12 protein-coding genes are annotated in these 21,070 nt (G+C 74.2%); 11 read left to right on the plus strand and 1 reads right to left on the minus strand.

From position 1 onward, the window contains the following. The first annotated feature begins 36 nt into the window (after window positions 1-36). The 8 genes from ACGFR9_RS03980 to ACGFR9_RS04015 all read left to right on the plus strand — a co-directional run bounded on the left by ACGFR9_RS03980 (window position 37) and on the right by ACGFR9_RS04015 (window position 9,438). Window positions 37-1,116 (plus strand): ketoacyl-ACP synthase III family protein, encoded by a 1,080-nt coding sequence (locus ACGFR9_RS03980; protein WP_030213102.1) that lies wholly within the window; start codon window positions 37-39, stop codon window positions 1,114-1,116. Next, entirely contained in the window at window positions 1,116-2,795 is a 1,680-nt protein-coding gene (locus ACGFR9_RS03985; RefSeq protein WP_393202665.1) for a (2,3-dihydroxybenzoyl)adenylate synthase, read from the plus strand. Before ACGFR9_RS03980 ends, ACGFR9_RS03985 begins: the two co-directional genes overlap by 1 nt. 53 nt (window positions 2,796-2,848) lie before the next feature. After that, complete coding sequence (locus tag ACGFR9_RS03990; RefSeq protein WP_030213108.1) at window positions 2,849-3,130, plus strand: phosphopantetheine-binding protein; 282 nt, start codon at window positions 2,849-2,851, stop codon at window positions 3,128-3,130. Continuing rightward, window positions 3,127-4,647, plus strand: a complete 1,521-nt coding sequence (locus ACGFR9_RS03995) for an amidohydrolase family protein (RefSeq protein ID WP_393202667.1) — start codon at window positions 3,127-3,129, stop codon at window positions 4,645-4,647. The genes ACGFR9_RS03990 and ACGFR9_RS03995 overlap by 4 nt, the downstream gene beginning before the upstream one ends. After that, window positions 4,644-5,480 carry a 2,3-dihydro-2,3-dihydroxybenzoate dehydrogenase gene (locus tag ACGFR9_RS04000; RefSeq protein WP_393202669.1) on the plus strand — a complete coding sequence of 279 codons (837 nt, stop codon included), beginning with the start codon at window positions 4,644-4,646 and terminating at the stop codon, window positions 5,478-5,480. Before ACGFR9_RS03995 ends, ACGFR9_RS04000 begins: the two co-directional genes overlap by 4 nt. A gap of 90 nt (window positions 5,481-5,570) precedes the next feature. After that, complete coding sequence (locus tag ACGFR9_RS04005) at window positions 5,571-6,257, plus strand: isochorismatase family protein (protein ID WP_393202671.1); 687 nt, start codon at window positions 5,571-5,573, stop codon at window positions 6,255-6,257. Next, entirely contained in the window at window positions 6,254-8,206 is a 1,953-nt protein-coding gene (locus ACGFR9_RS04010) for an anthranilate synthase family protein (protein ID WP_393202673.1), read from the plus strand. Before ACGFR9_RS04005 ends, ACGFR9_RS04010 begins: the two co-directional genes overlap by 4 nt. Next, window positions 8,206-9,438: a 3-deoxy-7-phosphoheptulonate synthase gene (locus ACGFR9_RS04015; RefSeq protein WP_393202675.1), complete on the plus strand. Its 1,233-nt coding sequence runs from the start codon at window positions 8,206-8,208 to the stop codon at window positions 9,436-9,438. Before ACGFR9_RS04010 ends, ACGFR9_RS04015 begins: the two co-directional genes overlap by 1 nt. 348 nt (window positions 9,439-9,786) lie before the next feature. Here the strand turns inward: ACGFR9_RS04015 and ACGFR9_RS04020 are convergent, their stop codons facing one another. Next, a complete protein-coding gene (locus ACGFR9_RS04020; RefSeq protein ID WP_393202677.1) occupies window positions 9,787-12,951 on the minus strand; it encodes a LuxR C-terminal-related transcriptional regulator in 3,165 nt (1,054 codons plus the stop codon). Window positions 12,952-13,489: 538 nt separating this feature from the next. On the opposite strand from ACGFR9_RS04020, the gene ACGFR9_RS04025 reads away from it, so the two are divergent. From ACGFR9_RS04025 to ACGFR9_RS04035, 3 genes are read left to right on the plus strand one after another with little or no spacing between them, the layout of a single operon-like run. Next, on the plus strand, window positions 13,490-13,756 hold the full coding sequence (locus tag ACGFR9_RS04025) for an acyl carrier protein (RefSeq protein ID WP_030213124.1): 267 nt from the start codon (window positions 13,490-13,492) through the stop codon (window positions 13,754-13,756). After that, entirely contained in the window at window positions 13,740-14,663 is a 924-nt protein-coding gene (locus ACGFR9_RS04030) for a thioesterase domain-containing protein (RefSeq protein ID WP_393202679.1), read from the plus strand. The genes ACGFR9_RS04025 and ACGFR9_RS04030 overlap by 17 nt, the downstream gene beginning before the upstream one ends. Then, window positions 14,660-21,052 (plus strand): SDR family NAD(P)-dependent oxidoreductase, encoded by a 6,393-nt coding sequence (locus ACGFR9_RS04035; protein ID WP_393202681.1) that lies wholly within the window; start codon window positions 14,660-14,662, stop codon window positions 21,050-21,052. Before ACGFR9_RS04030 ends, ACGFR9_RS04035 begins: the two co-directional genes overlap by 4 nt. The last annotated feature ends 18 nt before the right edge of the window (window positions 21,053-21,070 follow it).

Below are 21,070 nucleotides of genomic sequence, written 5' to 3' on the forward strand. Positions count from 1 at the left end.
CACCGTGTGCACACAGCCAAGAGGAGAGGGGCCGGGGTGAAGGTCGAGGACATTCATCTGGCGGGCGTGGGCTGCTACGTTCCCGAGCTCGTGCCGACCGACGTGGCGGTCAAGGAAGGCCGTCTCGACGCCGGAGTCCGGGAGGCGTCGGGCATCGAGTCCGTCGCCGTCGAGGACACCGTGCCGGCGCCGGACATGGCGATCCGCGCCGCGCGTACGGCACTGGCACGATCCGGGCAGCAGCCCGACGACTTCGCCGCGCTGCTGCACAGCAGCGCCTACCACCAGGGGCCCGACGGCTGGTCGGCCCCGCACTACGTACTGCTGAACACCCTCGAGCGGAACATCCCGGCGATGGAGATCCGGCAGGGCTGCCTGGGCATGGTGGCCGGCCTGGAGGCCGCCGCCTGCCGGCTGTCCCTGGACCGCTACACCGGCGGCACGGGCCCGGACAGCGTCCTGCTCACCACCGGGGACAACTTCTCCACCCCGATGGTCGACCGGTGGACCTCCTCCAAGCTGTTCCTGTTCGGGGACGCCGGCTCCTCCCTCGTGGTGTCGCGGCGGCCCGGCTTCGCCAAGGTGCTCGCCGTCGGCTCGCTGTCGGACCCGCGCATGGAGGCCCTGCACCGGGGCGGCGAGGCGCTGCTGCCGCCGAGCGTCACCGCGGGCATCCCGCTGGACTTCGACTCCCGCGTCCAGTACTGGCGCAAGCAGTGGGCTTCCGGGGTGAAGCCGCCCATCGGGCACTTCGGCGACCAGGTCGCGGCGATCGCCGAGCGCACCGCCGCCGAGGCCGGTGTCGCGCTGTCCGACATCCGCCGCTTCTGCCACGTCGGCTTCAACGAGGACCCGCTGCTCACCATGTTCCTGGAGCCGCTCGGCGTCAGCCTGGAGCAGGGCACCTGGGAGATCTGCCGGCGGATCGGCCACACCGGGGTCAGCGACTTCGTCATCGCCCTGGAACGGCTGTGGCTGGACGGCGAGGTCGGCCCCGGCGACCACGTGATGCTCATCGGCGCCGCCACCGGCATGGAGGCCGGGTGCGCCGTACTGGAGATCACCGCGGAGCCGACGGCCGAGCAGCGCGCGGTGACGTCGGGCGGGGAGGCGTGATGCTGGAGCACTGCACCGCCTGGCCGGCCGACCGCGCCGAGCGCTACCGCCGTGAGGGGTACTGGCGGGGCGAGAGCCTGGTACGGCTCCTCGCGGACGCCGCGCGCACCCACGGCCCGAAGACCGCCCTGGTCGGCGCGGGACGACGGATCAGCTACGCCGAGCTGGAGCGGGAGGTCCGGCGGCTCGCCGCCGGCTTCCGGGACCGGGGCATCGGCGACGGCGACCGGATCGTGGTCCAGCTGCCGAACACACCGGACTTCGTCCGGGTGTGCTTCGCCCTGTTCACCGTCGGCGCCCGGCCCGTCTTCTCGCTGCCCGCGCACCGGGACGTCGAGATCCGCCATCTGTGCGAGCTGTCCGGGGCCGTCGGCTATGTGCATCCGGGGCTGCTGCGGGGCTTCGACCACGCCGCTCTCGCCCGTCGTATCCGGGGTGAAGTGCCCACGCTGCGGCATCTGTTCGTGTGCGGGGACGACCCGTCCGGTACGGCGGACGATGCCGTCGTACCGCTGTCCGAGGTGGACGGCGACCCGGAGGCGGCCGGCCCCTTCCCGGTGCTCGATCCGTCGGACGTGGCGTTCTTCCTGCTGTCCGGTGGCACGACCGCGCTGCCCAAGCTGATCCCGCGTACCCACGACGACTACACCTACCAGGTGCGGGCCGCCGGTTCGGCGACCGCGCTGACCGAGCGGGACGTCTATCTCGCCACCCTGCCGGTGGCGTTCAACTTCACCTGGGGCTGCCCCGGCGTCGTGGGCACGCTGCGGGCCGGCGGCACGGTGGTGTTCGCGGAGGACCCGACGCCGGAGACCTGCTTCCCGCTCATCGCGGCCGAACGGGTCACCGTCACCTCCGTGGTGCCCAGCGTCGTCCAGCTGTGGCTCGAGGGCGCCGAATGGCTCACCGACGATCTGTCGAGCCTGCGCACGGTGCAGATCGGCAGCGCCAAGCTGCACCGCAACATCGCCGAGCAGATCCAGCCCACGTTCGACTGCCGTCTCCAGCAGGTCTTCGGGATGGCGGAGGGGCTGTGCACCTTCACCAGGGACGACGACCCGGCGGAGACGGTGCTCGCCACCCAGGGGCGGCCCATCTCGGCCGCGGACGAGATCCGCATCGTGGACGAGGACGGCAAGGAGCTGCCGGCGGGCGGGATCGGCGAGCTCCTCGCCCGCGGCCCGTACACCCTCCAGGGCTACTACCGCGCGCCCGAGCACAACGCCCGCGCCTTCACCGAGGACGGCTTCTACCGCAGCGGCGACCTGGCCAGGCTGACCGAGGACGGCAACCTCGTCATCGAGGGCCGGATCAAGGACGTCATCATCCGCGGCGGCGACAAGGTGTCCGCGGCCGAGGTCGAGGAGCACCTCCAGGCGCTGGACGGGGTGGCCCGCGCGGCCGTCGTCCCGGTGCCCGACGACTTCCTGGGCGAGCGGACCTGTGCGTGCCTGGTGCGGGCCGAGGGCGCCGAGGAGATGCTGCTGCCGGACCTGAAGCGGGCCATGCAGGCGCGCGGGCTCGCCGAGTACAAGCTGCCCGACCGGCTCGTGTACCTCGAGGAACTGCCCCTGACCGGTCTCGGCAAGACGGACAAGAAGGCGCTGGCGGCGCTGCTGCGCGGCGAGACCCCGGCCGAGGCGGGGGCGTTCGTGCCCGCCCGCGAGCGTACGGGCTGAGCACCGCCGCCGCGCCCTGTCATCCCACGACCGAAGGAAGGCCCGTACCGCCCATGGACACCAGTACATCGACCGGGGACCAGGAGCTGCGCACCCAGGTGCGTGACGCCGTCGCGAAGCTCCTCGGTACCGCGCCGGGGGAGATCCCGGACGACGCCAACCTGATCCTGCTGGGGCTCGGTTCGCTCGAAGTCATGCGGCTGAGCAGCCGCTGGCGGCGCGGCGGCTTCCCCGTGGACTTCGACTCCCTGCTCGCCGACCCGACCGTGGCCGGCTTCAGCCGCTCCCTCGCCGAGGCCAGGGCGCGGTCCGAGACGACCGGAGGTGCCGCGTGAACGCGCCCGAGCCGCTGCTGGTGCGCGGCGCCCACCTGTGCACGGCCGACGACAGCGAGCGGGTGCTGACCGAGGGGTCGCTGCTGGCCGTCGACGGCCGGATCACCGCCGTCGGCACGGTGGCCGAGGTGGACGCCGCCGTCACCGCGCTGCCGCCGGAGCAGCGGGCGGCGCTGCGCACCGTGGACGCCCGCCGGATGCTGGTGCTGCCCGGCTTCGTCAACGCGCACTGGCACGAACTGTTCTCCACCCGGCTGCCGTTCAACGGGGCCATGCGGCCCGCCGACGACCGCGGCGACCAGGCCGGGTTCCTCGGCAACGGTGGCGACATGCACCGTATCTCCGCCGTCTTCGACTCCTTCCACGACCTCATCGCCGGGCTCACCCCCGACGAGGGTGAGGCCATCGCCCGCTACTCGATGTGGACGCAGCTGCGGGCGGGTGTCACCACCCTCGGCGACGTCGGCTCGGTCAACCGTCCCGAGGCGCTGGCGGCCGCCGCCGTATGGCTGGGCATGCGCTGTTCGGTGAGCACCTGGGCCACGGACGCCGTGTGCCGGCCCGGGGAGAGCGCGTTCATCCGCAGCCGTGACACTGACGCCGTGCTGGCGGAGATCGAGGCGCTGGTCAAGACGTGCGCGGCCGACGGCACGGGACTGCTGCGGGCCCGGCCCACCGCCGTCTACGGCACCAACATGACCGACGAACTCGGGCGCGGGCTGGCCGAGATCGTACGGGGCCACGACACCGGGTTCGCCTCGCACATCGGCGCCCAGCGCCACGAGGGCGAGTTCGTGCGGAAGTACTTCGGTGCCACGCCGGTGCGCCGGTTCGCCGCGCTCGGCCTGCTGGACGAGCGGCTGATGTCCATCCACACCGGGTTCGCCGACGACGAGGAACGGCGGATGCTGCTGGAGGCGGGGGTCCATCTGAGCCACTCCCCCGCCAAGTACGGGCCGGCCGGCGAGTCCGCGATGACGGAGACCCGGCTGATCCCGGAGCTGCGCCGCGAGGGCCTCGACGTGTCGCTGTCCACCGACGGGCAGCCGCTGGTCTTCCCCGGGATGCCCGAGCAGATGCGGGCCGCCTGGCAGACCCACAACGAGATGTACGCCGACCCGACCCTGGTGCGGCCCACCGACGCCCTGGCGATGGGCACGCGGATCGCCGCGCGCGGACTGCGCTGGGAGGAGGAGATCGGCAGCCTCGCTCCCGGCAAGCAGGCGGACCTGGTGATGGTCCCGTTGGAGGACTGGCGGTATGTGCACACGCCCCGCCCGCTGGAGGCCTTCCTCGCGGTGGGCGGCTCCGGCGACGTCGACACGGTCGTCGTCGGCGGCCGGGTGCTGGTGGAGTCGGGCCGGGCCACCGGCTTCGACGAGGAGGAGCTGCTGGCCGGCTACGAGACGGCGCTGCGTTCCTACTCGGAGCGCTGTCTGAAGGTGCCCGGGGAGAGGATCGACGAGGTGTTCGCCCGCACCACGCGGCGCGGCGCCGGTACGGGGGCGGCCCGATGACCGTACTCACACACGCGGCGGACCAGGACGGGCTGGGCCTGGACGGCCGGGTCGCCGTGGTGACCGGCGCCGCCGGCGGCATCGGCGCGGAGATCGTCGCCCAGCTCGTGCGGCACCGGGCGGCCGTCGCCCTGGTCGACCGGGACGGGGCGGCGCTCGAGGAGCTCGCCGAGCGGCTGCGCAAGGAGGCCGCGGCCGATCCGGACGCCTCGGAACCGCGGCTGCTGGCCGTGCCGGCGGACGTCTCGGACGGCGGCGAGGTGGCCGCGGCGGTCGAACGGGTGGAGGAGGGCCTCGGGCCCATCACCCACCTCGTCAACGCGGCCGGCATCCTGCGCCCCGGGCCGGTGGCCGGACTGACCGAGCGGGACTGGGACGACACCCTGGCGGTGAACGCCACCGGCGTCTATCTGATGAGCCGTGCCGTGGCCGCCCGGATGGCGCCGCGCGGCTTCGGGGCGATCGTCACCGTCACCTCCAACGCCGCCCGTACCGCCCGTACCGGGATGGCCGCCTACGCGGCGTCCAAGGCGGCGGCGCAGGCGTTCACCAAGTGCCTCGGGCTGGAGCTCGCCGGCACCGGTGTCCGCTGCAACGTGGTCGCGCCCGGCTCCACCGACACACCGATGCTGACCTCCCTGTGGGAGGGCGAGGACGCGGGCCGCCCGTCGATCGAGGGCGCCCCGGAGGCGTACCGCGTCGGCATCCCCACGGGGCGGCTGGCCCGCCCGCACGACGTGGCCCAGGCGGTGCTGTTCCTGCTCTCCGAGCGGGCCGGCCACATCACTCTGCAGGACCTCACGGTCGACGGCGGCGCCACGCTCGGCGTGTGAGCCGTCCGCCGTGGTCCGGGCCGCGTCCGCCGGTGCCGCCGGCGGCCGCGGCCCGGCTCCCAGACGCTCGAAGACCCAGAAGGGCACACCATGACGCAGGCTGCCGTTCCCGAGATCGTCCCCCATGCCATGCCCACCGCCGCCGAGTTGCCGCGGAACACCGCCGGGTGGGTCCTGGACCCGGACCGGGCCGTGCTGCTGATCCACGACATGCAGCGCTTCTTCGTGGAGAAGCTGCCCGCGTTCCGGTCGCCGCGCACCGAACTCGTCCGGCACACCGTCGCGTTGCGTGAGGCCGCCGTCCACGCGGGTGTCCCGGTCCTCTACACCGCCCAGCCGGGCGGCATGAGCCCCGACGAGCGCGGGCTGCTCGCCGACTTCTGGGGCCCCGGCATGAGCGCGGACCCCGAAGACCGGGCGGTCGTGGACGAGTTGGTGCCCGATGAGGGCGACAACGTGCTCACCAAGTGGCGGGCCAGCGCCTACCACGGCGGGGAGCTGCTCCAACTGTTGCGCGCCTCGGGCCGCGACCAGATGGTGCTGTGCGGGATCTACGCCCATGTGGGCGTGCTGCTGACCGCCTCCGACGGATTCGCGCACGGCGTCCAGACCTTCGTCGCGGGCGACGCCACCGCGGACTTCTCCCGGGGCCACCACCGCCTGGCACTGTCCTACATGGCGGCGCGGTGCGCGATGGTGCTGCCGACCGACGGCCTGGTGGCCGCGCTGGACGGCAGCCGGGTGGCGGACGCCGAGCCGGCGGGGGCACGGTCGTGAGCGCGGGCGCGGGTTCCTCCCTGCTGCGCCGGATCGCGGACGGCTCGTACGACGGCCCGTTCGCCCTGCTGCACCGCCCCGAGTCGGGGGCGGCGGACCGGATCGACGTCCTGGCGGGGCCTGTCGACTCGTACGAGACGCTGGCCGGTCTCCCGCTGGAGGAGTCCGGCGGCGACGGGTTCGAGCTGCTCGCCCTGGTCCCGCACCGGCAGATCGGCGAGCGGGGCTTCGACCACGTCGACGACGGTACGCCGCTGGCCGGACTGCGGATCGCCGAGCAGGAGTCGGTCCCGCTGACCGAGGTGCTCACCGCGCTCCCCCGGTCCGCCGACCATCCGCTGCGCCTGGAGGACGGCGGTTTCGCGCAGGACGACCGCCGGTACGCCGAGACGGTGCGCCGGGTCCTGGACGAGGAGATCGCCACCGGGGCGGGCGCCAACTTCGTACTGCGCCGCGACTACGCGGCCCGGCTCGCGGGCTGGTCGGTGCCGGCCGCGCTGGCCTACTACGGGCGGCTGCTGCGCCGTACGTCCGGACAGCACTGGACGTTCCTGGTCCACCTCGGCGACCGCACGCTGGTCGGCGCGAGCCCGGAGCGGCATGTGTCCCTGGACTCCGGGCGGGCGGTGATGAACCCGATCAGCGGCACCTACCGCTACCCCGAGGAGGGGCCGGAGGCGGAGGGGCTGCTGGAGTTCCTCGCCGACGACAAGGAGACCAACGAGCTCTTCATGGTCGTCGACGAGGAGCTGAAGATGATGAGCGCGGTCTGCGCGGACGGCGGCCGGGTCCTGGGTCCGCGGCTGCGCATGATGCCGCACATCGCGCACACCGAGTACTTCATCGAGGGCCGTACGGGCCTCGATCCGCGCGAGATCCTGCGCCGTACGCTGCTGGCGCCGACCGTGACCGGGAGTCCGCTGGAGAGCGCCTGTTCGGTGATCGCCCGGTTCGAGCCCGGCGGGCGCGGCTACTACTCGGGCGTGGCCGCCCTGGTGGGCCGCAGCGCGGGCGAGCGGGTCATGGACTCGGCGATCCTGATCCGCACCATGGACATCGACCGGGCGGGTGCGCTGCGGCTGGGGGTGGGCGCGACGCTGGTGCGCGACTCCGACCCGATGGCCGAGGCCGCCGAGACCCGAGCCAAGGCGGCGGGGCTGCTGGCGGCCGTCGCCGGCACGGCGGACGAGGACACCGCCCCGCCCGCCGCCGCGGACGGCCGGCTGGCACAACTTCCGCCCGTACGGGAGGCGTTGGTGCGGCGCAATGAGCCGCTGGCGCCGTTCTGGCTGACCGATCCGGGAGCGCGCGCCAGCCGGTGGCCGGCGCTGGAGGGGCTCGATGTCCTGATCATCGACGCCGAGGACCACTTCACCGCCATGGGCGCCACCCTGCTGCGCTCCCTGGGCTGCGACGTACGGGTACGGCGGTACGACGAGGACTACGCGCTGCAGGGGCCGGACCTCGTCGTCGTGGGGCCGGGGCCCGGTGATCCCCGCGACCGCGGGCACGCGAAGATCGACATCCTGTACGAGGTCACCGGTCAACTCCTGGAGCAGGACACGCCGTTCCTCTCCGTCTGCCTCGGCCATCAGGTGCTGAGCCGGACGCTCGGCCTGGACCTGGTGCGCCGCCCGGTGCCCAACCAGGGTGTGCAGCGTGCCGTCGACATCTTCGGCGCGCGTGAACTGGTCTATTTCTACAACTCGTTCACCGCGGTCGCCGGCGCCGACGAGATGCCCAGCGCCCCGGTGCGTCCCGGCACGGTCCGTATCGCGCGGGACGCGCCGAGCGGTGAGGTGCACGCGCTGCGCGGTCCCGGGTTCTGTTCCGTGCAGTTCCATCCGGCGTCGGTGATGACCAGGAACGGTGACCGTGTCCTGGGTGAACTGCTCACCGGCCTGCTCGCCCCCGTCCGTCCCTCGCCCGACCAGGGAGTCCCGGCGTGATGTCCGTACCGCAGTCCCCCGTGCCACCACCGGCCGCCGCACGCGCAGCCGGTCAGCAACCGCAGTGGCCCGACCCCGGCGAGGTGACCCGCGTCCGGGAGCGGCTGGCCGGTCTGCCCCCGCTCGTACGCCCGGACGACAGCGACCGGCTGGCCGCGCTGCTCGGCGAGGTCGCGCGGGGGCGGGCCTTCCTGCTCCAGGGCGGCGACTGCGCCGAGATGATCGAGCGGGCCACACCGGCGGCCGTGCACGGCACCGTGGAGACGCTGTCGCGGCTGGCCGGCACCCTGGAACGGGCCTTCGGCCTGCCGGTGGTGACGGTCGGGCGCCTCGCCGGGCAGTACGCCAAGCCGCGCTCCAGCCCGCTGGAGACGGTACGGGGGCTCACCCTGCCGGCGTATCGCGGTGACGCGGTCAACGGCGTGGCCTTCACGGAGCAGGACCGCACCCCCGATCCCCGGCGCATGCTGCGCGCGTACGAGGCCGCCGCCACCACGCTGCGGCTGATCGCCGACCGTCCGGTGCCGGGGCCGGCCGCGCGGGACGTCTTCGTGTCCCACGAGGCGCTGCTGATGGACTACGAACTGCCGCTGGCCCGGGAGGACTCCCGCACGCGGCGCGCGTACGCGGGCTCCGGGCATCTGCTGTGGGCGGGGGAGCGTACCCGGGAGCCGGACGGGGCGCACATCGCGTTCCTGTCCCGGATCGCCAACCCCGTCGCGGTGAAGATCGGCCCCGGCGCCCGCCCGGACGACCTGCTGCGGCTCGCCCGGCTGCTCAACCCCGGCGCGGTGCCCGGCCGGCTGACGTTCATCGTGCGCACCGGCGCGGGCACGGTACGCCGGGTGCTGCCGGAGCTGGTCGGCGCGGTCGCCGACGCGGGCGTGCCGGTCGTCTGGGTGTGCGACCCGATGCACGGCAACACCGTGCGCGTGAACGGCCGCAAGACACGGTACTTCGACGACGTGTACGAGGAGATCGCCGGCTTCTTCGAGGTGCACCGCTCGCTCGGTACGCATCCGGGCGGTGTCCATCTGGAGATGACGGGCGCGGAGGTGACGGAGTGCCTGGGCGGCGGCTCGGGCGCGGTGTGGAGCGCGGGCGTGCGCCCGGCCGACCTCGGCTCCCGCTACGAGTCGGCCTGCGACCCCCGGCTGAACCGCACCCAGACCCTCGAACTGGGCCGGCTGATCGCGGGGCTGCGCGCCCCGTCCCTGGTGGCGGCCGGCTGACGGGCAGGGCGGCGACGCCCTGCCCACGGGGCCCGGCCCGGTGCGTCACGGGCCGGGCCCCGCAGTACCCCGCCCCGGCCGGGGCGGGGCCGTGATCCCGGGTCCCTCGTGATCCCGGTACCGGACCACTCACTCGGCGACGTCCCGGTCGGACAGGGCCCCCACCCGGCCCGGCCCGGCACGCCGCGGGCCGGGCCCCGGAGCACGCCGCCCCGGCCGGAGCGGGGCCGTGATCCCGGGTCCTACCGAGCCACGAGACCGCGCGCGGGACCCGCCGGGCACTCGGCGAACTCCCGGTCCGACGGTCCCGGGTCGCTCACGCGGCGACGTCCCGGTCCGGCGGACCCCTCAGGCCGCCCGGCCCAGCACGTCGCGGGTCGGGCCCTGGAGCGCGCCGCCCAGGTCGGAGCGGGCGGTGATGCCGAGTTTCTCGTACACCCGGTACAGGTGGTTCTCGACCGTACGGACCGAGACGACCAGGCGCTCGGCGATGTCCCGGTTGGACAGGCCGCCGGCGGCGAGGGCGGCGACCTCGCGTTCGCGGCTGGTCAGGGGGGCGGTGCGGTCCGGCTGCCGGTGCTCCCGGGGGGCCGCCCACGGGACCAGCGCGCAACCCGACTCCGCGAGGAGCCGGGCGCTCGCGGCACGGGCCAGCCGGCTCGCCCGGCGCCGGCCGTCCTTGCGGTACACCTCCGCGGCCTGTGCCGCCGCCTCGGCCGCCGGGGCGACCGCGCCCATGGTGCGGAAGCGGGACGAGACGTCCTCGAGGGCCTCGCCGTCCGAGCGGGTCAGCGCGGCGACGTGGTCGGCCTGGAGCCGCATCAGTTCCGAGTTGGCGCCCGCGGCCAGGGTGGCCGCACGGACGGCGGCGCGCGGCGCGTCGGCGACCCGCACGGCCAGGTGCAGTGCCGTCAGCGCGGTCGCCGGGCGGGCGGCGGCCCGCTGGACGACCTCCAGGGCCCGGCAGGCCGCACCGGACCGGTCGCCGGTGTGGGCGAGCACCAGGGCGTGCTCCAGGAGCAGGGCGTCGTCGGCGAGCGGGTAGGCGGGGGCGTCCCGCCGGGCGGCCTGGGCCTCGACCAGGGTCTGCAGCGCCTCGGTGGGCCTGCCCGCCTCGGCGAGCGCCCCGGCGAGCTGGGCCAGGGTCCAGGAGGGGGTACCGAGCCAGTCGCGGCGTACGCGCAGGGCGCTGGCGCCGCGCAGCAGGGTGACCGCCTCGGCGGGCCTGCCGAGCAGCCGCAGCAGACGGGAGCGGAGCAGGGCCAGCTGGAGCTGGCGGAGGTCGTCGCCGCGGGTGGCGAAGCGGCCGGTCTCCTCGAGGGCCTTCACGACCCGGCCGAGGTCGCCCTGGGCGAAGGCACAGCGCGCGGTCACGACCAGGCAGCGCAGGCGGGCGTCGTCGTGCCAGCCGGCGAGGTCGTGGGCGTGACGGTCGATCAGGGCCAGCGCCTCGGCGGGCCGGCCGAGCTCGCTCAGCGCGAAGGCGGTGGGGGGCAGCAGGTGCTGCACCACGGCGGAGTCGGGCGGCTCCCCCGGCAGGAGGGCGCGGCCGGTGCGCACGGCGTCCTCCGGGCGGTCGGCGAGCAGCGCCAGGACCGCGTGGAAACCGTGGCGTACGCCGGTGCCCTGGGCGCCGAGCCCGTCGGGCAGGGCGTCCACGACGGCGGCGGCGTCAACGCCGCGGCCCAGTCCCCAGGCGGCGTTGTCGGCCCGGTCGCGTACGGCGGTGATCAGCTCGTCGCGCGGCACCGCGCGTGTGACGTCCTCCGTCCGCCCGGCGTGAGCCCCCGCGAAGACCTCCTCGGCCTCCCGGTGCCGCCCCTGCCCGGCCAGCGCGCGCCCCAGCAGGAGCGCGGCACGGGCGGCATCGGCGGTGGTCACGCCCGCGGCGGGCGCGTCCGCCCCGTGAATCGGGCACGGCTCGCCCTCCCCGGAAGCTCCGCCGCCCACGGGCCCGCCCGCAACCGACCGTCCACCGGCCGACACGACCGCCGAAGCGTCACCATCGGCCCCCCGCCCGGCAGCACCCCCGCCCGCCGACGGGCCGCCGGCCGACACCGGACCACTCCCGACCGGTCCGCGCGTCCCGCCACCGGCCGACACCGGACCGCTCCCGGCATCCGCCGGCCCGCTCCTCCCGCCACCGGTGACCGGCAGGGACACCCCGGCCGACCGGCCACCGGCCGGCATCCGGCGTGAGGCCCCGTCACCGGCGCCCGTGCCGGGAGCACTACCGCCGGCCGGGGGCTCGTGCGGCTCCTCGCCGGGGACCACCCCGGCGCTCGCGACGTCGTCGCCCGTCGACAACGCTGTCGCGGGGGCGGAGGAAGCCGGCGGGAGGGCGCGGGAGGCGCCGGGCGCCTCCGACGCGGGTGCGGGGCTGTCGCCCAGTACCGCGCGGCACAGGCGTTCCGCGAGGGGGAAGTCGCGGCGGTGGGCCGCGGTGCGGGCTGCCGCGAGGAGTACCGACGGCTCCGGGACACGGCCGGCCGCCATCCGCAGGGTGGCCATGCGGACCACGTCGTCCTCCCGCCGCGCCCCCGTCGCCTCGATGGCGTCGGCGAGCTGCAGCCGCAGCCGCTGGGCGGTCAGCCCGGACATCCGGTCCGCGACGACCGCCCCGGTGAGCGGTTCGGTCAGCCGGATGCCGACCCGGCGCCCGCTGTACTCGATCTGCACGAGCCCGCGTTCGTCGAGCGTCTCCGCCGCGCGGGCCAGTCCGAGGCGTTCGGCGAGCCCGTACTCCACCTGCCCGACCACGGCCAGCACGTTCACCAGTTCCTGCTCCCCGGGTGTCAGGTCGCGCAGCCGGAGGCAGACGATGTCGGCCAGCCGCTCGGGCGGCCGCGCCGGGAGCCCGTCCCAGTGCCAGCGTCCGTCGACGCGGCGCAGCGAGCCGTCCGCCAGCGCGTACTCGACGAGTTCGTGCAGGATCAGGGCGTTGCCCCGGGTGGTGGCCCACAGCCGTTCCAGGGTGGGTGAGTCCACGGGCCCGCCGACCCGGCTGCGCAGGATCGAGCTGACCACGTCCTGGGCGAACGGCAGTACCTCCAGGCGTTCCACGAGGCGCTCCACCCAGAGCTTGTCCACCCCGGCGGGCAGCGCGGCGTCGCGGCGGGCGGTGGCGGCGACCGCCACCCGCCCGGACGCGGTCAGCCGGTACAGCCGGTGGGCGGCCGGCTCGTCCACGAGGTGGGCGTCGTCGAACCCGACGACGGTGCGCCGCGCCGGATCGCTGTGCCGGCGTACGGACTCCAGCCGGTCCAGGCACTCGGCGAGCGAGCAGAAGTTCTCCGCGCAGCCGGTCTCGGGACCACCCGCCCCACCGACCGCCACGACGGTGCGGCCCTCGGCCGCGGCACGTTGCAGGGAGGCGGCGAGCAGGCGTGTCTTGCCCACACCGGTGGTGCCGGTGAGCAGGATTCCGCCGCGGTCCGTCAGCGCGGAGTCGATGGCCCGCAGTTCCCCCTGGCGAGCCGTGACCGCCCAAATCTGTTCGATGTCGGTCGGCATTTCGGTCCTTGTCCACTCTTGGTGAGAAGGAATCGATCACGGGATGTACAGAATTGAAATTCGCCCTTTACGAGAGGCCGCTTTACAGGAAAGTCCCGGGACGGGAGGAACAGGTGGGACGGCGACCCTGAAATGTGTCCCACGGAACACCGCTCACGATAGGAGAGCCGTCGGACGCCGCACTGAGGCGATTCTGACGGCGCGCTGACACGGCAACTGAGCCGTGACCAAGGCTGGGTCGGGTCCCGCCCGCGAAAATCCGGCGGGCGAAGTCGGCCCGTCGGCCGCCGAAGTCGTACGGCACCGCCCTGACCTCGGTAGACATGCTGTTCACGGGGTCATTCCGGCGCCTTACCCACCCCCGTCGCATAGCCCGCGATTGAGTTGCGCGAAGGCTATCTGCCTACCTACGCTCCGAAACTGCGAGCGGCGGCCTGACCGCTCTTTGTTCTCCCGCAGAAACCCGCCCACTCCGGCATGCGCGAAACGGCACGCCCGGAGTGCACGCGTACGTATAGGCACGAGAAAGGAACGGGTCATGGGCAAGGTCACGGCCGACGAGGTGCAAAAGTGGCTGATCGACAAGATCGCGGAGCGGCTCGGTGAGCAGCCCTCGGCCATTCCTCCGGGCCAGTATTTCGACGAGCTCGACATGGACAGTACGGAGGCGCTGATCATCGCCGGCGAGATGGAGAGCTGGCTCGGCTTCGAGCTGGGCACCACGGCGCTGTGGTACCACCCGACCATCGAGGCCCTGTCGGCGCACATAGCCGAGGAGAGTGCGCGGCATGGCGCGACGGCCTGACGCGACGTCACCGCCGAAGCTGCTGTTACGGCACCGGGACGCCGCCCCCGGCGCGGGCACCGTCTACGCGGTGCACCCCGGTGCCCTGCCCGTCGGCCTGTGGACCGGCCTGTCCGCGGCGCTGCCGCCGGAGACCGGGTTCGCCGTACTGGACCTGGGCGCGGTGCCCGAGTACGGGGAGGCGGCACTCGCGCCGGAGAGCTCCCGGCTGACCATCGACCACCTCATCGACCTGCTGATCACCGCCTACCGCGCCGACCGCGACCGCACCGGTGCGGACGACGCCGGCACCGTGCTGGTGGGCTGGTCCTTCGGCGGTGTGCTCGCCCACGGCCTGGCCGAACGGCTGGAGCCGCGGGAGCGGCCGCTGAGCGTGGTGCTGCTGGACAGCATCGCTCCCACGGACGCCTACCAGCACACCGAGGGCGACGAGATCGACCCCTCGCTGGTGCTGCGCTGGTTCGCGATGTTCCTGGGCGCCCGGCGCGGCGCCGAGGTCCGTCCGAGCCCCGTACCGGACGGTGCGGACGCCGAGGCCGCGCTCACCGTGCTGCTCGCGGACGCGATCGGCGCGGGCGCGCTGCCGCCCGGGACGCCGCTGTCCGGTGTGCGCAAGCTCTTCGAGGCCTATACGGCGGGGCTGCTGCGCAACAACCGGCTGACGGCCCCCTACCGGCCGGCACCCGCCACCGTCCCGCTGGTCCAGATCAAGGCCGGCGACAGTCTCATCCCCACGGACCCCACGCTCGGCTGGGAGGAGCTGGCCGGCCGCGGGATCTCCGCCCACTCGGCGCCCGGCGACCACTACACGATGCTGATCCGCCCGGACGCCTCGCAGGCCATAGCCGGACTGGTACCGCCCCTCCGGCCGGCGCACCTCGTCTCGACCCGGAGGCCCTCGCCGTGAACGAATCACAGCAACGCACCCTCGACCGACGACTGGCCCGCGACCCGATCGCCATCGTCGGCCTCTCCGCGCTCTATCCACAGGCGCGCAACCTCCAGGAGTACTGGTCCAACGTCGTCTCGGCGGCCGACTGCACGACGGAGGTGCCGGCGACCCACTGGGACGTCGGCGAGTTCTACGACCCCGACCCCTCGGCGCCCGACAAGACGTACGCCAAGCGCGGCGGCTTCATCCCCGATGTCCCGTTCAATCCACTCGAGTTCGGGCTGCCGCCCAACACGCTCGAGGTCACCGACGTACTGCAGTTGCTCAGCCTGGTCGTCACGCGCGACCTGCTGAAGGACGCGGGCGCGGAGCGGGAGTGGTACGACGCCTCGCGCACCGGTGTGGTGCTCGGCATCACCGGCGCCAACCAGCTGACCCAGCCGCTCACCGCCCGGCTGCAGAGCCCAGTGCTGAAGGAAGTGGTCCGCAGCTGCGGTCTCTCGGACCGGGACGCGGAGGAGATCGCCGCCAAGTTCCGTATGGCGTACGCCCCGTGGGAGGAGAACTCCTTCCCCGGCATGCTCGGCAACGTCGTCGCGGGCCGGATCGCCAACCGGTTCGACCTCGGCGGGATCAACATGACGATCGACGCCGCCTGCGCCAGTTCGCTGGGCGCCGTCCGCACCGCCGTCAGCGAACTGCTGGAGGGCCGGGCCGACACCATGCTGGCCGGCGGGTGCGACGCCGAGAACACGATCTTCATGTACCTGTGCTTCAGCAAGACCCCCGCGTTGTCGAAGTCGGGTGTCATCCGGCCGTTCGACGGCGAGGCGGACGGCACGCTGATCGGTGAGGGCATCGGCATGCTGGCCCTGCGCCGGCTGGCCGACGCCGAGCGCGACGGCAATCGGATCTACGCGGTGCTGCGGGGTCTGGGGACCTCCAGCGACGGGCGTTTCAAGTCCATCTACGCGCCGCGCAAGGAAGGCCAGATGGTGGCGCTGAACCGCGCCTACCGGGACGCCGACGTGTCCCCGGACAGCATCGAGCTGTTCGAGGCGCACGGCACCGGCACGGCGGTCGGCGACGCCACCGAGATCGGCGCGCTCACCGAGGTGATCGGCAAGGACGGCGGGGAGCGGGAGTACGCGGCCATCGGCAGCGTCAAGTCCCAGATCGGGCACACCAAGGCGGCGGCCGGCGCGGCCGGGCTGATCAAGCTGGCGCTCGCCCTGCAGCACAAGGTTCTGCCCCCCACCATCAACGTCAACCGGGCGGGTGCCGCGTTCGGCCCGAACAGCCCGTTCTACGTCAACTCCGCGACCCGGCCGTGGATCCGCGACCCGAAGCGGCCCAACCGCCGTGCGGCGGTGTCCGCGTTCGGCTTCGGCGGCACCAACTTCCACGCCGTGCTCGAGGAGTACGGCGACGGCGACGACGTCGCGGTGCGGTTCCCGGTGGCCAGGGTGCACCTGTGGCACGCCGCCGACCCGACGGCCCTCGCCGACGCGCTGGCCTCGGGTGCGGCGCCCACCGGGGGGCCGGTGCCCGAGGGGCACGCCCGTGTCGCCTTCGCCGCCCGGGGCGAGGACGACGCCCGCGCGCTGCGGGAGATCGCGATCGGTGAACTGCGGTCCCGGGCCGGGGAGTCGGAGTGGGCCCACCCCAAGGGCGTCCACTACCGCCGCTCGGCCGGCGCGACCGGCCGGGTGGGCGCGCTCTTCGCGGGCCAGGGCAGTCAGTATGTGGCGCCGGGACTGAGCGCCGTACTGGCGCTGCCGCCCCTGCGTTCCTCCTTCGACCGTGCCAACCGCCACTATCCGGAGGACACCCCGCTGTCGCGGGTGGCGTTCCCGCCGCCGCTGGTCGACGAGGCCGGCCGCGCCGCGCAGGAGACGGCCCTGCGGGCCACCGCCTACGCGCAGCCGGCGATCGGCGCGCTGTCGGCCGGCCACTTCCGGTATCTGACCGAACTCGGCTTCGCGGCACAGGGTTTCCTCGGCCACAGCTTCGGCGAGCTGACCGCGCTGTACGCCGCCGGGGTCTACGACGAGGACACCCTGCACCGGCTGGCGCGGGCCCGCGGCAGCGCCATGTCACCGGCGTCCGGGCAGGCGGACGACACCGGCACGATGGCGGCGGTGTTCGCGCCGGAGGAGCGGGTCGCCGAGCTGCTGGCGCGGCGCGAGGGCCTGCTGGTCTGCAACCGCAACGCGCCGGACCAGATCGTTGTGGGCGGCGCGACGGCGGAGATCGAGCTGCTGCTCGCGGACGCGGAGAGCGCGGGCGTGCGGGCCCGCCGGCTGCCGGTGTCCGCCGCCTTCCACACCCCGTTCGTGGCCCACGCGGTCGACGACTTCCGTACGGCGGTGGAGGCCGCCGAGATGGCCGCTCCGAACGGCAGGGTCTACGCCAACACATCGGGCGCGGACTACGGCGCGGACGTCGCCGGAAACCGCCGGGTGCTCGCCGAACAGCTCATCCATCCCGTGGAGTTCGCCGCACGGGTGGAGGAGATGTACGCCGACGGGTTCCGCGTCTTCGTCGAGTTCGGGCCGGGCACGGTGCTCGCCGGGCTGGTGGGGCGGATCCTGCGCGGACGCCCGCACACCGCCGTGTCGCTGGACGGCGGCGCCGGCCGGGACGCGGACCTGACGCTCAAGCAGGCCGTCGCACGGCTCGCGGTCCTGGGTCTGCCCCTGGCCACGAGCGACCGTTACGCGGCCGAGGCGGAGCAGGAGGTCCCGGCCAAGGGCATGACGGTGATGCTCAACGGCATCAACTACGTGTCCCCCGAGCGGCGTGCGGCGTACCAGGACGTGCTGGCAAGCGGCTACAAGGTGGCCCTGCCCGCCGCACCGGCGCCCGTCGTCGTGGCTCCCCCGCCGCCGGCGCCGTCACCGCAGGCGGCTCCCGAAGCCGCCGTCTCCCGGCTGCCGGCCGTTGTTCCGGAACCGGACCATCCCCGCACCGCCCAGGAGAACACACCCATGCCGAGCGACCGACTCACCGAGCTCATCTCGGACCATCTGTCCCTCCACGACGAGTATCTGAACGGCCAGTTGCAGAGCGCCGAGCGGCTGACCCGGCTGCTGGAGCGGGCGGACGACGAGGGCAGGCTGGACCATGTGCTGCCCGGGATCAGCTCGGTCAAGGAGCACGGGCTGGCGATCGGCCGCACCCATGTCCGCGCCAACGAGGTGCTGGGCCGGCTGGCCTCCCTGGAGCTCGGCGCCGAGGCGGCGCCGGTCGCGTCGGCGCCGGCGCTTCCCGCATCGGCACCCGTGGCCCAGGAGCCCGCGCTCCCCGCGCCGACGCCCCTTCCCCTCCCGGAACCGGCGGTGGCCCCCGCCCTGCCCGCGACCTGGACGCCCGCACCGGCCCAGGCGCCCGCTCCGGAACCCGCGCCCGCTCCGGCACCCGCCGCCGGGATGGACGCCGGCCGGGTCCGCTCGGTCCTCCTGGAGGTCGTCGCGGACAAGACCGGCTACCCCGCCGACATGCTCGACCTCACCATGAACGTCGAAGCCGACCTCGGCATCGACAGCATCAAACGCGTCGAGATCATGGGCGTCATCCAAGAACGCTTCCACACCACCACCACCGCCGGCCCCGAACAACTCGCCGAACTGCGCACACTCGGCGACATCGTCGACTTCATCGCCGGCACCACCGCCCAGGCACCCGCCCCGGTCGCCACCGGCCCCGACGCCGACACCGTCCGCGCCACCCTCCTCGAGGTCGTCGCCGACAAGACCGGCTACCCCGCCGACATGCTCGACCTCACCATGAACGTCGAAGCCGACCTCGGCATCGACAGCATCAAACGCGTCGAGATCATGGGCGTCATCCAAGAACGCTTCCACACCACCACCACCGCCGGCCCCGAACAACTCGCCGAACTGCGCACACTGGGCGACATCGTCGACTTCGTGGCGGGCGCGGGTGTGCCCCGCACGGCCGGGCGGGAGGCCGCTTCCGCCGGGGCGTCCGAGGACCATCCGCCGGAACCGGAGTCCGACCGACCCTCCCGCATCGGACGGGCGCAGGCCGCGCTCGTCGAACTCTCCGCTTCCGACCCGCTGCTCGACGCCTACCACCCGGACCACGGCGCCCTCGTCGTGGACGACGGCTCGCAGCTGGCCGCACGGCTCGTCGAACGGCTCACCGGCACCGGCCGGCGGGTGCACACCCTGCGTCTGCCGGGAGTCCCGGCGCGCTCGAACGACGTACACGACCACGCCCTCACCGGCTGGGGCACCACCGAACTCGCCGCCCAGATCGAGGAGATCTTCGCCGACCGCATCGCCCTGGTCGTCGACGTCACCGCACAGCCCCGCGCCGAATGGGCCGAAGGCACCCGGCGGCTGGCCCACTCGCTGCTTCTCGCACGGCATGTCGTGGCACCGCTGACCTCGGCGGCCGAGCACGGCCGTGCCGCCTTCCTCACCGCGACCGTCCTCGACGGCGCCTTCGGACTCACCGGCGTCGCCGAGGAGCTGGCTCCGGCCGGCGGAGTGGCGGGCCTGGTCAAGACGCTGGCGCTGGAGGCGCCCGCCCTGTTCTGCCGCGCGGTCGACCTCGACCCCGCGCTCGACGCCGCCACCGGGGCCGCGCTGCTGCTGGACGAGGCCGCCGACTCGGCCCCGGAGCCGGTGCAGGTGGGCCTGGACGGAACACGCCGGGTGGGGCTGACACTGGCCGAGCGGCCGCTCACCGAGGAGCTGCCCGAGGTCGGCGCGCCGACCTCCGACGACCTCCTGGTCGTCACCGGCGGGGCGCGCGGCATCACCGCCACCTGCCTGCTCCAGCTGGCCGAACGGCACCGCCCGGGGCTGCTGCTGCTCGGCCGCACCCCGCTCGACGCGGAGCCCGACTGGGCGCACGGCGTTCCCGACGCCGGGCTGAAGGCGGCCGCCGCGGCCTCCCTCACCGCGTCCGGCGAGAAGCCGACGCCGAAGAGGGTGGGTCGGCTCGCGGCGGACGTGACGGGCGGCCGGGAGATCCGGGCCACGCTCGACGCGCTGCACGCGGCCGGAAGCGAGGCCGAGTACCTCGCCGTGGACATCACCGACCAGGCCGCGACGGCCGCCGCGCTCGCCCCGCACCGGGACCGGGTCACGGGTCTGGTGCACGGCGCCGGGGTCCTCGCGGACCAGCTGATCGCCCACAAGAAGGCCTCGGAGATCGAGCGGGTCTTCGCCCCGAAGCTGGCCGGACTGCGGTCCGTGCTGGCCGCGCTGCCCGCCGGACGTCTGCGTCACGTCGTGCTGTTCTCGTCGGTGGCCGGATTCTTCGGCAACCAGGGACAGTCGGACTACGCGATGGCCAACGAGGTCCTCAACACCTGGGCCGCGTCCGCCCGCCGACGGCTGCCGGGGGCCAGGGTCACCTCGCTGAACTGGGGCGCCTGGGACAGCGGCATGGTGTCCCCGCAGATCAAGGCGGTGTTCGAGGAGCGGGGCATCCCGCTCATCCAGGCGCCCGAGGGGGCCCGGCTGTTCGCCGAGCAGTTCGCGCCCGAGCGGGCCGCGGACACGGTCACGGTGCTCGGCCCGACGACCCCGCTGAGTTCGCGGGAGCGCCCGGCGCCGGCGGCCGTGGCGACCGTACGGCGGTCGCTCACGGAGCTGGCCGGCACCCCGCTCGTCACCGACCACCAGATCGACTCCGTGCCGGTGCTGCCGGCCGCCGTGGCGATCGGCTGGGCGCTCGGCGCGGTGGAGCACGCCGAGGGGCGGCGCGCGGTGCGGCTGCGCGACTTCTCCGTGCACAAGGGGATCGTCTTCGACGGCACCGGCCCCGACGAGTGCCGTGTGGTGATGACCCCGGCCGACGGCGAGGTGACGGTGGCCGTCCGGTCCGTGACGAAGGACGGGGCGATCCGGCCGCACTATGCCGCCACCGTGCTCACCGGGCCCGCCCCGGCACCGGCCGCCCCGCTGACCGGACTGCCCGCACCGGGCGGTGGCGCGGACGCCGCCGGCCTGTACGAGGACGGCACGCTCTTCCACGGACCCGCGCTGCGCGGACTGCGGCGCGTGCTCGCCGACGAGGAGGCGCGGCTGGTGCTGGAGTGCGAGCCCGTCGCGACGGCCGTAGGGACGTCCGCCGCCTCCTGGTACGCGGCCGGTCCCGCGGATCTGCTGCTCCAGGCCGCGCTGGTCTGGGTGCGCCGCTTCCGGTCCGCCGCCGGGCTGCCGCTCGCCGTCGGCGGAGTGGAACTGCACGCGCCGCTGACCTCGCCGGGGACGTTCCTCGTCGTGGTGGAGCCGGTGCGGCACGACGGCCCGGACTCCCGGCTCACCGTCACCGCCTGTGCCCCTGACGGCCGGGTCCTCGCCCGGTTCACCGATGTGTCCGTGGTCTCGGCCCCGCAGCTGGCGGCCAAGTTCGCGGGCTGAGCCATGGCCTGTGCCGGA

The organism is Streptomyces sp. NPDC048584, from assembly GCF_043199595.1.
GTDB classification, from domain to species: domain Bacteria; phylum Actinomycetota; class Actinomycetes; order Streptomycetales; family Streptomycetaceae; genus Streptomyces; species Streptomyces edwardsiae.

What these genes read in the sequence shown, in the direction of transcription:
- ACGFR9_RS03985 (WP_393202665.1), top strand. Translation starts at nt 1,116, where the DNA reads ATGCTGGAGCACTGCACCGCCTGGCCGGCCGACCGCGCCGAGCGCTAC.
- ACGFR9_RS03990 (WP_030213108.1), top strand. Translation starts at nt 2,849, where the DNA reads ATGGACACCAGTACATCGACCGGGGACCAGGAGCTGCGCACCCAGGTG.
- ACGFR9_RS04000 (WP_393202669.1), top strand. Translation starts at nt 4,644, where the DNA reads ATGACCGTACTCACACACGCGGCGGACCAGGACGGGCTGGGCCTGGAC.
- ACGFR9_RS04005 (WP_393202671.1), top strand. Translation starts at nt 5,571, where the DNA reads ATGACGCAGGCTGCCGTTCCCGAGATCGTCCCCCATGCCATGCCCACC.
- ACGFR9_RS04015 (WP_393202675.1), top strand. Translation starts at nt 8,206, where the DNA reads ATGTCCGTACCGCAGTCCCCCGTGCCACCACCGGCCGCCGCACGCGCA.
- ACGFR9_RS04020 (WP_393202677.1), bottom strand. Translation starts at nt 12,951, where the DNA reads ATGCCGACCGACATCGAACAGATTTGGGCGGTCACGGCTCGCCAGGGG.
- ACGFR9_RS04025 (WP_030213124.1), top strand. Translation starts at nt 13,490, where the DNA reads ATGGGCAAGGTCACGGCCGACGAGGTGCAAAAGTGGCTGATCGACAAG.
- ACGFR9_RS04030 (WP_393202679.1), top strand. Translation starts at nt 13,740, where the DNA reads ATGGCGCGACGGCCTGACGCGACGTCACCGCCGAAGCTGCTGTTACGG.